This is a genomic window from Cellulomonas fimi (assembly GCF_012952065.1).
GTDB classification, from domain to species: Bacteria; Actinomycetota; Actinomycetes; order Actinomycetales; family Cellulomonadaceae; genus Pengzhenrongella; species Pengzhenrongella fimi_A.
Genome location: NZ_JABCJJ010000009.1, coordinates 70,029 through 82,593, shown reverse-complemented (window position 1 = coordinate 82,593; position 12,565 = coordinate 70,029). Strand labels below are relative to the sequence as shown.

The 12,565-nt window shown below is 73.5% G+C and carries 10 protein-coding genes; 2 read left to right on the top strand and 8 right to left on the bottom strand.

From position 1 onward, the window contains the following. Positions 1-2: 2 nt before the first annotated feature. The 7 genes from HIR71_RS07990 to rpsD form a co-directional block, all read right to left on the bottom strand. Complete coding sequence (locus tag HIR71_RS07990; RefSeq protein WP_311836177.1) at positions 3-923, bottom strand: shikimate dehydrogenase; 921 nt, start codon at positions 921-923, stop codon at positions 3-5. After that, on the bottom strand, positions 920-2,149 hold the full coding sequence (gene mltG, locus HIR71_RS07985; protein ID WP_311836176.1) for an endolytic transglycosylase MltG: 1,230 nt from the start codon (positions 2,147-2,149) through the stop codon (positions 920-922). Before mltG ends, HIR71_RS07990 begins: the two co-directional genes overlap by 4 nt. Then, a complete protein-coding gene (ruvX, locus tag HIR71_RS07980; RefSeq protein ID WP_169324525.1) occupies positions 2,146-2,685 on the bottom strand; it encodes a Holliday junction resolvase RuvX in 540 nt (179 codons plus the stop codon). Before ruvX ends, mltG begins: the two co-directional genes overlap by 4 nt. A gap of 14 nt (positions 2,686-2,699) precedes the next feature. After that, entirely contained in the window at positions 2,700-5,384 is a 2,685-nt protein-coding gene (alaS, locus tag HIR71_RS07975) for an alanine--tRNA ligase (RefSeq protein ID WP_169324524.1), read from the bottom strand. Between the two features lie 156 nt (positions 5,385-5,540). Continuing rightward, the gene (locus HIR71_RS07970) at positions 5,541-6,005 is read right to left on the bottom strand and encodes a hypothetical protein (RefSeq protein ID WP_169324523.1); all 465 of its coding nucleotides are present in this window, start codon (positions 6,003-6,005) and stop codon (positions 5,541-5,543) included. After that, positions 6,002-6,370: a DUF948 domain-containing protein gene (locus tag HIR71_RS07965; RefSeq protein WP_169324522.1), complete on the bottom strand. Its 369-nt coding sequence runs from the start codon at positions 6,368-6,370 to the stop codon at positions 6,002-6,004. The genes HIR71_RS07970 and HIR71_RS07965 overlap by 4 nt, the downstream gene beginning before the upstream one ends. 158 nt (positions 6,371-6,528) lie before the next feature. After that, complete coding sequence (rpsD, locus tag HIR71_RS07960) at positions 6,529-7,155, bottom strand: 30S ribosomal protein S4 (protein ID WP_169324521.1); 627 nt, start codon at positions 7,153-7,155, stop codon at positions 6,529-6,531. Positions 7,156-7,669: 514 nt separating this feature from the next. Between rpsD and HIR71_RS07955 the strand changes: the two genes are divergently transcribed. Further along, positions 7,670-8,590, top strand: a complete 921-nt coding sequence (locus HIR71_RS07955; RefSeq protein ID WP_169324520.1) for a type IV toxin-antitoxin system AbiEi family antitoxin domain-containing protein — start codon at positions 7,670-7,672, stop codon at positions 8,588-8,590. A gap of 62 nt (positions 8,591-8,652) precedes the next feature. Here HIR71_RS07955 and HIR71_RS07950 read toward each other — a convergent pair whose 3' ends face one another. Further along, the gene (locus HIR71_RS07950) at positions 8,653-10,134 is read right to left on the bottom strand and encodes a replication-associated recombination protein A (RefSeq protein ID WP_169324519.1); all 1,482 of its coding nucleotides are present in this window, start codon (positions 10,132-10,134) and stop codon (positions 8,653-8,655) included. Positions 10,135-10,318: 184 nt separating this feature from the next. Here HIR71_RS07950 and HIR71_RS07945 point away from each other — a divergent pair, with 184 nt between their 5' ends. Beyond that, positions 10,319-12,565 (top strand): MMPL family transporter, encoded by a 2,247-nt coding sequence (locus HIR71_RS07945; protein ID WP_169324518.1) that lies wholly within the window; start codon positions 10,319-10,321, stop codon positions 12,563-12,565.

Below are 12,565 nucleotides of genomic sequence, written 5' to 3'. Positions count from 1 at the left end.
GGTCAGACCCCGAGCCGCTCCCCCAGCGCCCGCTCCATCGCCTCGACCGGAGCGATCCGGCCCGTCATGAGCCGCACCTGCTCGACCGCCTGGTGCAGCAGCATCCGCTCACCCCCGACCACCGCGCCCCCGGCGGCCGCCCACGCGCGCGAGAGCGCCGTCGGGCGGGACTCGTAGACCACGTCCAGAAGGACACCGCGCACGCCGCCCGCTGCTGCCGCGTCCGCGAGCTCCGCCGCGAGCCCGTCGGCCGCGTGCGCCGGGACGGTGGACACCACAAGGTCCGCCGAGACGATCTCCTCGGCGGCGCGGTCCAGGAGCGCGTACCGCGGCTCGACGCCCATCCGGTGCGCGGCCCGCATGAGCGACCCGATCCGGCCGAGCGAGCGCACGTACACCACCGGCGCCGTGCACCCGAGCTGCGCGAGAGCCGCGAGGGTGGACGACGCCGTCGCGCCCGCGCCGATGATCGCGCCCGTGCGGGTCACGTCAGCGGCCGAGCCGGCAGCGGTCCCGCCGGGCAGCATCTCCTGCAGCGCGGCGACGATCCCGTACACGTCCGTGTTCGCCCCGACCAGCACGGGACGGCCGCCGCCCGCCTGCACCAGCACCGTGTTGACGGCCCCCACGACGTCCGCGAGCGGCTCGACGTGGTCGAGCATCGGCAGGACGGTCTTCTTCAGCGGCATCGTCAGGCTCAGCCCGACCCACGACGGGTCGAGGTCTCGCACGAAGCCGGCCAGGTGGCCCGACGTGACGTCGACGGCGTCGTACTCCCACCCCGTCAGGCCGAGCGCCTCGTAGGCGGCGCGGTGCAGGGTCGGCGAGAGCGAGTGGGCCACCGGGTGCCCCAGCACCGCGGCGCGCCGGACGGCGTCCTGCACCTGGCCCGACGCGCTCCGCTGGTCGACGGCGCGGCTCACCCGGGGTTCTCGGCCTGCCACTTGCGCAGCTGCTGCACGTTGACGTTGTGCTCGGCGAGCGTGTTCGCGAAGAGCGTCTCGCCCGTGTCGAGGTTCACCGTGACCCAGAACAGCCAGTCGCCGGGCGTCGGGTTCATGACGGCCTGGATGGAGCTCTCGCCGGGTGAGGCGATCGGCGTCGGCGGCAGGCCGAGCACGCGGTACAGGTTGTACGGGCTGTCGGTCTCCTTGTCGGCGTTCGTCAGGCCGGTGCCCGGCTTGCCGAGCCCGTACGCGAGGGCCGCGTCGATGTCCAGCTTCATCTCCCGGTCGAGGCGGTTCTCGATCGCCTGGGCGATCTTGGCGCGGTCCTCGGGGAGGCGACCCTCGCGCTCGACCAGCGAGGCCTTGACGAGCACCGTCTGCCGCGCGTCGGCCGGCACCCCGGCGTTGTCCAGCACCTCGACGGTCTTCGCGATCATCTGCGCGACGATCGTCTGCGCCGTCGAGCCGGGCTCGAACTGGTAGGTCGCCGGGAACAGCCAGCCCTCCATGTTCCCGCCGGCCTCGGCCGGCAGCCCGGCCGTGGGGTCCACGGCGGCCGCCTGCAGGTCCGCCACCGGGATGGTGGTCACGGACGACACCCGCTCCAGGATCTGGTTCGCCGTCAGTCCCTCCGGCACGGTCACCTTGTAGGACACGCGGCGGGTCGAGTCGAGGAGCGCCGCCACGGCGTCGGAGGCGCGCATCTCGAGCATGAGCTCGTACGTGCCGGGCTGGATCGAGGCGGCGTTCGGGTTGGCCGTGTGGGCCGCGGTGAACGCCTTCTGCGACGCCACCACGCCCGCCTCGACGAGCGTCGCGCCGATCGCGGCGCCCGGGTCACCCGGGTTGACCACCACCTGGACGCTGCCGTGCCCCGGCCCGGGGAAGTCGGTCACGGTCTGCGCGGACGAGTCTCCTCCGAAGAACGGCAGGTCGCTCACGAAGCCGACGACGACGTAGCCCGCCCCCCCGAGCAGGAGGAGGCTGATGATCACCGCCGCGATGGTGCGGCGGCGGCGCTGCTTGCGCTTCTTGGCCTTGGTCTCGGACCGCCGACGGGTCCGTTGCGGCTCGGCGTGGTCCCCCGCACGCGTGGTCTGGTCGGGGAACAGCTCGCTCACGACGGTCGACCCTCCGCTCTGGACCGCCGGCCACTGCATGCCCGCCGGTCGCTCTCCCACGTGCTCGTCTCGCACTGTCACCGCTCCGTCGTCTCGCCGTCGTGTGCCGTGCCCGGACCGGGCGCCGGGATCCGGTCGGCCTCGACCAGCTCACCGGGCCGCAGACCCGTCGAACGTTCCGCCTCCAGGGCCGACTGCAGGATCACCACCGCGGCCGCCTGGTCGACGACCTGCCGGTGGCGCCGCCCCGCGCGGCCCGCCGCGTGCAACGCCTGGTGCGCGGACACCGTACTCATGCGCTCGTCCAGGAGGCGAACCGGGACGGGCGCGATCGATGTCGCCAGCGCCCCAGCGTACGTCCGCGCCGCCTCCGCCGCCGCGCCTTCCGCGCCCGAGAGGTGTCGGGGCAACCCGACGTAGACGACCGCCGCCGACCGCTCCGCGACCTCCGCGGCGATCCGCGCGAGCGAGGACGCGGCCTCGAGCGTCCCGACCGGTGTCGCGACCAGACCGTCGGGGTCGCTCGCGGCGAGACCCACGCGGACGGCGCCGTGGTCGACGCCCAGGCGGGACCCGCGCACCACCGACGTGTGCGTGTGACCGGACTGCGTGCTCATCGTGGCGCCCGCGATCAGACCGCCGCCCCGACCTCGCCCGCGATGCCCGCCAGCGCAGCCCCCAGCGCCGAGGCGTCGGTGCCGCCACCCTGCGCCATCTCGTCCTTGCCGCCCCCGCCGCCGCCGAGGGTCGCCGACGCCGTCCGCACGAGCGCGCCGGCCCGAAGGCCCCGCGCGCGGGCCTCGGCGTTCGTCACGACGACGACGAGCGGCCGCTCCTTGCTCACGCCCCCGATCGCGACGACGGTCGGCTCCGACTCGCCCAGCCGGCCGCGCACGTCGAGCGCGAGCGCGCGCAGGTCGTCCGCCGAGGCGACGTCCCCGGCGTCGTGCACGACGACGCGCACACCGCCGCCCGACGCCGTCGCCTTCGCCGCGAGGTCGGCCGCGGCGCCGAGGAGCCGGGCCTGGCGCAGGCTCGCGAGCTCCTTCTCGGCGTCGCGCAGCCGCGCGACGAGGGCGCCCACCCGGTCGGGGAGCTCGTCGGTGCGGACGTTGAGGAGGCCGGTGAGCTGGCCCACGAGCGCGTGCTCCTTGGCCTGGAAGCCGTACGCGCCCTCCCCCACGAGCGCGTCGACCCGGCGCACGCCCGAGCCGATCGACGCCTCTCCGAGCAGCGTGACCAGGCCGAGCTGGCCCGACCGCTTGACGTGCGTGCCGGCGCAGAGCTCGCGCGACCAGTCGCCGCCGATCGACACCACGCGGACGCGGTCGCCGTACTTCTCGCCGAACAGCGCCATCGCGCCCGACGCCCGGGCGGCGTCGATCGACATGATCTGCTCCGTCACCTCGAGGTCCTCCGCGAGCTGGGTGTTGACCCGCTCCTCGATCTCGCCGAGGGCGCCGGTCGGCAGCCCCTGGCCGTGCCGGAAGTCGAACCGGATGCGGTTCGGCGCGTTCTCCGAGCCCGCCTGGGTCGCGGTGTCGCCGAGCGCCTCGCGGACCGCCTTGTGCACCATGTGGGTCGCGGAGTGGGCGCGGCTGATGGCCTTGCGGCGAGCCGTCTCGATCTCGGCGGTGCCGCGGTCCTGGAGGGCGACGGTGCCGTCCGTCAGCCGGCCGCGGTGCACCGACATGCCCTTGATCGGCGCCTGCACGTCGTCGACCTCGATGACCGCGCCCGAGTCGAGCAGGATCGTGCCCTGGTCGGCCAGCTGGCCGCCGGCCTCGGCGTAGAAGGGGGTGCGGTCGAGCACCACCTCGACGTCCGCCGGCGCGCTCGCCGCGGGGGCCGGCGCGCCATCGACCAGGAGGCCGAGGACCTGCACGCGCGCCGTCGTCTCGGTGTACCCGAGGAACTCCACGGGCGCGGCGAGGTCGCGCTGGAGCGCCTGGTACGCCTCGGTGCCCGCGCTGCCGGTCTTCTTGGCGAGCGCGTCGGCGCGCGCCCGCTGCCGCTGCTCCTGCATGAGCGCGCGGAACGCCTTCTCGTCGACCGCGACCCCCTGCTCCGCGGCCATCTCGAGGGTGAGGTCGATCGGGAAGCCGTAGGTGTCGTGCAGCGTGAAGGCCTGCTCTCCCGTGAGGGTCGGGGCCTCGGGGGTCGCGGCGCGAACGCCCGCGACCGCGGTGTCCAGGATCGTGGTGCCCGCGGCGAGCGTGCGGCGGAAGGCCTCCTCCTCCGCGTACACGAGGCGGCTGATCCGCCCGAAGTCGGACTCGACCTCGGGGTACGAGCCCTTCATCGCGTCGCGCGACACCGGGAAGAGCGCGGGGAACGTCCGGTCCTCGACGCCGAGCAGGCGCATCGAGCGGACGGTGCGGCGCAGCAGCCGGCGCAGCACGTAGCCGCGGCCCTCGTTGGACGGCACGACGCCGTCGTTGACGAGCATGAGCGCCGAGCGCACGTGGTCCGCCACGACGCGCATGCGGACGTCGTCGTCGTGGTCGGCTCCGTAGCGACGGCCCGAGAGCTCCTGCGCCTTGGCGATGACCGGGTAGACCTCGTCGATCTCGTACATGTTCTCGACGCCCTGCAGCAGCAGCGCGACGCGCTCGAGGCCCATGCCCGTGTCGATGTTCTTCTGGTCGAGCTCGCGCACGACCCGGAAGTCCTCCTTGCCGCGCACCTCGTCGATCGCGTACTGCATGAAGACGAGGTTCCAGATCTCGAGGTAGCGGTCCTCGTCCGCGACGGGGCCGCCCTCCTTGCCGTAGGCGGGTCCGCGGTCGACGTAGATCTCCGAGCACGGGCCCGCGGGGCCGGCCTGGCCCGTGTGCCAGTAGTTGTCCTTCTTGCCGCGGCGCTGGATGCGCTCGTCGGGCAGCCCGGCGACCTGCTTCCAGAGCGCGAACGCCTCGTCGTCGTCGTGGTAGACGGTGACCCAGATGACGTCGGGGTCGAAGCCGTACCCGCCCTGGTCCTGCGGCGTGGTGATGAGCTCCCACGCGAACCGGATCGCCCCCTCCTTGAAGTAGTCGCCGAAGGAGAAGTTGCCGTTCATCTGGAAGAACGTGCCGTGCCGCGTGGTCTTGCCGACCTCCTCGATGTCGAGGGTGCGCACGCACTTCTGGACGCTGGTCGCGCGCTGCCACGGCGGCGTGCGCTCACCCGTCATGTACGGGATGAACGGCACCATGCCGGCGACGGTGAACAGCAGCGACGGGTCCTCGGAGATCAGCGAGGCCGACGGCACGACGGCGTGTCCCCGGGTGGAGAAGAAGTCGAGCCAACGCTGGCGGATCTCGGCGGTGCGCATGTCTACCTCACGGTGTGTCGGGCGGTGCGTGTTCCTGGTCGGCGGGCCGCCCGTGGGGGGTGCGGTCGCGTCGCGGGAGTGGTCGTGGGCGGCGGCGGGCCGGTGGATCGGGGCGGCGCAGTCGGCGCGGCTGCGCGGGCTAGAACGAGGCGCGGGCTAGAACGAGTAGCCGAGCTCGCCGTCGTCCGGGTCCTGCGGGACGCCGTGGGCGTCGGTTGCGCCCGCGTGCTTCCCGGGGCGGCGGCGGCCGGTGGCGGGGACCGGCGGGGGCACGGGCACGCCCGCGTCGGCGCCGGCACCCCGCTTTGCGCCGGCACCCCGCTCGGCGCCGGCACCCCGCTCGGCCTCGGCACCCCGCTCGGCCCGCCACGCGTCGACACGTGTCCGGGCGGCGTCGAGATCGACGTCGCCCAGGAGCTCGTGGCGCAGCGTCGCCTCACGCTCCGCCAGTCCGGCCTCGAACTCGACCTTCGCGGTACGGAGCGCGCCGGCCAGGCCGCCGACGACGCCGACAGCCTGCGTGACGCCGCGCGGGGTGTGCTGGTCGACCAGCATGCCGACCTTGCGGATCGCCACCACGGCCAGGGTGGCGCCGACCCCGACCCAGAACAGGCGCTTCATCGCGACGACCCGCGGTCACCCGTCAGCCCGCCGAACGCGCGTCGGACGGCGTAGGAGAAGGCGGCGACCTTGACCATCGGGCCGCCGACCGTCGCGGCGAACAGCGACGTCAGCGCGGACAGGTTCTCGCTCATGTGCGCGGCAGCGGTCGTGACGGTGTCGACGTTCGCGAGCTGTGCGTTCGTCGAGGCGACGGTCGCGGCCGCCTCGTCCAGGATCGGCACCGAGTGGTCCGTGAGCTCCTTGACCGAGGTGCGGGCCTCGTCGAGCACGCGCCCCAGCTTCACGAGGGGCACCGCGAGCACCCCGACGAGCAGGACGAACGCGATCGCCGCGATCAGTCCCGCGATGTCTCCCACCGACATGTCTGCTCCTCCGCGACCGCCCGCCGACGCCGGATGCGTCGCTGCTCGGCCCGGAATCCCGGGCGTCGTGCAGGCCGGGGAAACACTACCCGGATGCCAGAACGCCCCGCTCGCGGCCGGTACCGGTGCGAGCGGGGCGTTCCGTGGAGCGGGGTGGGTCAGCGGGCGTAGTACTCGACGACCAGCTGGACCTCGCACGTGACCGGGACCTCGACACGCTTGGGGCGACGCGTCAGGACGGCGCTCAGCTTCTCGAGCGACACCTCGAGGTAGCCCGGGACGGCCGGGAGCACGTCGCGGTGCGCGCCGGCGGCGGCGACCTGGAACGGCACGGTGGCCTGGCTCTTCGGCTTGACCTGGAGCGTCTGGCCCGGCTTCACGCGGAAGGACGGGCGGTCGACGATCTTGCCGTCGACCAGGATGTGGCGGTGCACGACCGCCTGGCGCGCCTGGAGGATCGTCCGGGCGAAGCCGGCGCGCAGCACGAGCGCGTCGAGGCGCATCTCGAGCAGCTCGACCAGCGACTCACCGGTCAGGCCGGCCTCCTTGCGGGCGTCCTCGAACACGCGCGTCATCTGCTTCTCGCGGATGCCGTACTGGGCGCGCAGACGCTGCTTCTCGCGCAGCCGGACGGCGTAGTCCGACTCGGTGCGGCGACGGGCCCGGCCGTGCTCGCCCGGGGGGTACGGACGCTTCTCGAAGTGCTTGACGGCCTTGGGGGTGAGGGCCAGCCCCAGGGCGCGGGAGAGGCGCACCTGACGGCGCGCACGGGTCACACTGCTCACGAGCGATACTTCCTGTCGTTGTGGACGTCACACCCGCGACGGAGAGGTTCCGGCGAGCGTGGGGCCGACCGATGCGCAGCGTTCGCGTGCGCGGCTAAGGCCCCAGGCGGCGGTCCGCGGGCCCACAGACCCCCGGACAACCCGTCCACCTTACCGCAAGCGACCAGACCCCCCGCACCGCCGCCCGCCGTCGACGCCCGCTCCCCCTTCCTGCCCGCCCCTCGCCCGCTCCCCCCAACCCGCCGCGGTTGAGGGACACTTCTGCTCGTCCAGTGACACATTCCTCCCTCGACCGGTCCCGCCGCCCGCCCGGCGGCGGCGTCCTGCGTCGCGGCCCTCCACCGCCGGCTGCGTTGAGGGACGCTTGTGATCGTCCAGTGACACATTCCTCCCTCGACCCGTCGCCGGGTCTCCGGTGCTCGAGCCGCCCACAGGGAAGGCTGGCGTCCGCCGCGTGCACAACGGCGTGGGCGGGGAGGGACTCGACCGTCCGACGATCGCCACCCTCGGGGTCATGACCTCACGCCTGCCACGGAACTGGTCGCCCCAGGTGGCCCGTGCGCAGGGCGGCGTCTTCACCGCCCGGCAGGCGATCCTGGAGGGCATGACGGCGGCGCAGGTCCGCCGACGGCGCGACACGGGCATCTGGAGGCGCGTCGCCGGCAGCGCGTTGGCGCTCGACGGCACCGAGCTCGACGCGTGGGCACGCGTGCACGCCGCATGGCTGACCTGGCCCGACGGCGTCGCGTGTCTCACCACGGCCGCCACCGCCCACCGGCTCCCCGTCCCGGCTGATCCGGTGCTCCACGTCGTCGTCCCGGACCATCGTCGGCCGCGGCTCAACCTCCAGGGTCACCGCGTGCCCCTGGCGAGCGCCGACGTGGTGCGCATCGGACAGGCGCAGGTCACGACCCACCGCCGGACGATCGTCGACTGCCTGGGCTGGCTCCCGGAGGCAGCCGCGGACGGGCTCGTGGCCTGGTCCCTGACCCGCGGGCACCTCACGCACGCCGACCTCGAGGCGAGCGTCGAGGCGCAGCGTGGACGCCGCGGCAACCCGCGACGTCGGCGTGTCGTCGAGGAGACCCGGAACGGAGCGCTCGGGCCCGCCGAGCGCCGGCTGCACGAGCTCCTGCGCGGCGCACACCTCAGCGGCTGGTGCGCCAACGAGAGGGTCGTCGACGGGGCCGGGATCATCGGACGCGCCGACGTGCTGTTCCCCGCCGAGCGGCTCGTGATCGAGGTCGACGGGTTCGAGTTCCACGGACGCGAGAAGTTCCAGGCCGATCGCGATCGCCAGAACCGGCTGGTCGGTGCCGGGTACACCGTGCTGCGGTTCACGTGGAGCGATCTGACCCGGCGACCCGACGCTGTGGTCCGGCAGGTCGTCGCCGCCCTGACCCGGCTCCGGGCCGAGGTCGGACGACGCGGTTGAGGGACGAATCGGCGCGCGAAACAGCACGAAGGTCCCGTACCCCCGTCACAACCCGGGTCGGTTCAGCGGGAGTCGAGGATCGAGCGGATGCGGTCCAGGCGTTCGGCGACCGAGCGCTCGTAGCCGCGGTCGCTCGGGGTGTAGTAGCGCGTGCCGACCAGCTCGTCCGGGAGGTACTGCTGCGCGGCGACGGCGTGCGGTTCGTCGTGCGAGTAGGTGTAGCCCTTGCCGTGCCCGATCTTCTGCGCCCCCGCGTAGTGCGCGTCGCGCAGGTGCGCCGGCACGGAGCCGATCCGCCCGGCGCGCACGTCGGCGAGCGCCGCCTGGATCCCCGTGTAGGCCGCGTTCGACTTCGGTGCGGTCGCGAGGTGGACCACGGCCTCGGCCAGGATCAGGCTCGCCTCCGGCATGCCGATGAGCGCGACGGCCTGGGCGGCCGCGACCGCCGTCTGCAGTGCGCTCGGGTCCGCCATCCCGACGTCCTCCGCGGCGGCGATGACGATCCGGCGCGCGATGAAGCGCGGGTCCTCCCCCGCGGCGATCATGCGCGCGAGGTAGTGCAGCGACGCGTCGACGTCCGAGCCGCGCATCGACTTGATGAAGGCGCTGATCACGTCGTAGTGCTGGTCCCCGTCACGGTCGTACCGGACTGCGGCGACGTCGATCGCGCGTTCCATGGTCTCGAGGTCGACGACGGCGCGACCGTCCCGCGGCGCTGCTCCGTCCCGCGGCGCCTCTCCCGCCGACGACCCCGCTCCGTCCGACAACCCCGCCCCGTCCGACGACCCCGCCCCGTCCGACCCCGCTGCTCCTGCCGACGCCGACTCGCCCTCGGACAGGGCCGCCCCCGCGGCCGCCTCGAGGATCGTCAGCGCCTTGCGCGCGTCCCCGCCGGCGAGCCGCAGCAGGTGCTCCTCGGCCGCGTCGTCGAGCACGACCGTCCCCCCCAGCCCGCGCTCGTCGGCGACCGCGCGCCGCACGAGGTCGCGGACGGCGTCGGTCCCGAGCGGCCGCAGGGTCAGCAGCAGCGAGCGCGAGAGCAGCGGCGAGATCACCGAGAAGCTCGGGTTCTCGGTCGTCGCGGCCACCAGGGTGACCCAGCGGTTCTCCACGCTCGGCAGGAGCGCGTCCTGCTGGGCCTTGGTGAACCGGTGCACCTCGTCGATGAACAGGACGGTCTCCCCGGCGCCGGTCGCGAGCCGCCGGCGTGCGTCGTCGATGACCGCGCGCACGTCCTTGACCCCCGCCGTCACGGCCGAGAGCTCGACGAACCGCCGGCCCGACGTCGCGGCGATGAGGTAGGCGAGCGTCGTCTTGCCCGTGCCCGGGGGTCCCCACAGGACGACGGAGGTCGGAGCCGCGCGGCGCGACGCCTCGTCGGCGGGCTCGACCAGACGCCGCAGCGGAGAGCCCGGGACGAGCAGGTGGTCCTGCCCGGCGACCTCGTCGAGCGAGGCGGGCCGCATGCGGACGGCGAGCGGCGCGCCGGGGCCCGTGGCGGGCAGCCCCGAGGCGGTCGAGGTCGCCGCGTCGAACAGGTCCATGGCCCGAGCGTACGCAGGCCCTCCGTCACGCGAGCCCAGCGTCGACGGCAGCGTCGGCCTCGCCCTCAGCCACGCCGTCGCGCTGGACGTCCACCTCGCTGCAGGTCTCGACGCCGTCGGAACACGGCGCCCACGTGGCCACAGTCACCCGCTGCCGGATGGCCGCGCGCTCGACTGACCTGCGATGCTGGCCCGCGTGTTCGAGAGCCTCGGTCGTCGCGTCGCCCGCCACCCGCTACGCACCGTCGGCGTCTGGATCGTCCTTACCGTGCTCGGGTTCGGCCTCGCCGTCTTCGGCGTCCACGGCGAGAACCTCTTCGACCGCCTCACGTCGGGCGAGCCGAACGTCCCGGGCTCGGAGAGCGAACGCGGCTCGCAGCTGCTGCGCGAGGCGTCGGTCCAGGGCGCACAGCTGACGCTCGCGGTCGACGGCGTCCCGGCCGAGACCGGCGGTGTCACCGAGGCGCTCGCGCCGCTCCACCGCGACCTCGCCGACATCCCGGGCGTCGCGACCGTGATCGACCCGTTCCTGCTCCCCGACGGGCCCGCGAACCCTGCTGCCGCCCCCCTGCTCGCCCAGGACGGACAGGGCTTCCTCGTCGTCGTCGAGCTGGAACCGGGCCTCGCGGAGCGGGCCGAGGAGGACGCGCTGACCGCGGTCGAGCAGCGGCTCGACCAGGCGCCCGCCGACCTCGCGACCGTGGCTCCCGACGCGACCGGCGTCGTCGGGGGCACGTCGCTCATCGTCGAGGCGATCACCGACCAGGTTGAGGAGGACCTCACGACCGGCGAGGCGATCGCACTGCCCATCGCGCTGCTCGTGATGGTGCTCGTCTTCGGCGGCTTCCTCGCGGCCTCGATGCCGATGGTGGGCGCGATCGCGTCGATCGCCGGCGGGCTCGGGTCGCTGCTGGGCTTCTCGTACCTCATCGAGCTCGAGTCGTCGGTCGTCAACGTCGTGACGATCCTGGGCCTGGGGCTGTCGATCGACTACGGGCTGCTCATCGTGTCCCGGTTCCGCGAGGAGCTGCACCACCTGGTGAACGACGACGACGGTCAGCGCACGCGTCGACGGCGCGGTGACGGCGCGGTCACCACGGCCCTGGTCACGACCATGGCGACGGCGGGCCGGACCGTCGCGTTCTCGGCCCTGACCGTCGCGATCTCGATCTCGGGCCTCATCGTGTTCCGGCCCGAGATCCTGCGGGCCTTCGGCACGGCCGGGGTCGCCGTGATCCTCGTCGCCGTCGCGACCGCGCTCACGCTGGTCCCGGCGATGCTCGTGCTCTTCGGCCGTCGGCTCATCCGGCCCGGGCTGATCAGCCGCGTGCCCTTCCTGCGGGCGGTCCTCGCGCGCACGGCGGATGTGCAGTCCGAGGAGGGAGCGTTCTCGCGGCTGGCCGCCCGGGTCCAGCGGCACCCCTGGTGGGTCCTGCTCGGGGTGGTCGCACTGCTCGGGGTCCTCGCCCTGCCGCTCACCCACCTGCAGCTGCGCAACTCGACCACCGAGCTGCTGCCCGCGGGGAGCGCCCAGCGCGACTACGTCGAGGCGCTCGCCGAGAACTACCCCGCCTCGACCTCTCCCGCGGTCGTCGTCGTCGCGGAGACGACGCTGGCCGACGCCAGCGCCTGGGTCGGTGAGCTCGAGGGGCTCGACGACGTGGCCTCGGTCGACACGCCGATCCCGATCGGGTCCGCCGTGATGATCGGCGTGCGCCCGGACACCGACGACCCCGGCGGTCCCGTCGCCGCCGACACGGTGCTGGCGGTCCGCGGGCTGGACCCCGGGTTCCCGACGTGGGTCACCGGTCAGGCAGCCGGACAGATCGACTTCACCGACGCTCTCGTGGACCGGCTGCCGTGGGCGGGTGGAATCGTGGTGCTCGCCACGTTCGTGCTGCTGTTCCTGATGACCGGCTCGGTCGTGATCCCGGTCAAGGCCCTGCTGACGAACCTGCTCTCGCTCGCCGCGTCGCTCGGCGTGCTGGTGTGGGTCTTCCAGGACGGCAACCTGTCGGGCTTGCTGCAGTTCACCTCGACGGGCGGGATCGAGACGTACGTCGTGGCGCTCGTCGTCGCGTTCGCCTTCGGGCTGGCGATGGACTACGAGGTGTTCCTGCTGTCCCGGATCAAGGAGCTGCACGACGCGGGGTACTCGAACGACGACGCCGTCCGGCTGGGTCTCCAGCGCTCGGGCCGCATCATCACGTCCGCCGCGGCGATCATCATCGTCGTGTTCACCGGGTTCGTGTTCGGCAAGCTGCTGGTGATCAAGGAGGTCGGCTTCTCGCTCGCCGTCGCGGTGCTCATCGACGCGACGATCGTGCGTCTCCTGCTCGTCCCCGCGACCATGACGTTGCTCGGACGGCGGAACTGGTGGGCCCCGCGCTTCATGCGCCGGCTGTACGACAAGCTCGCGATCACGCACTGA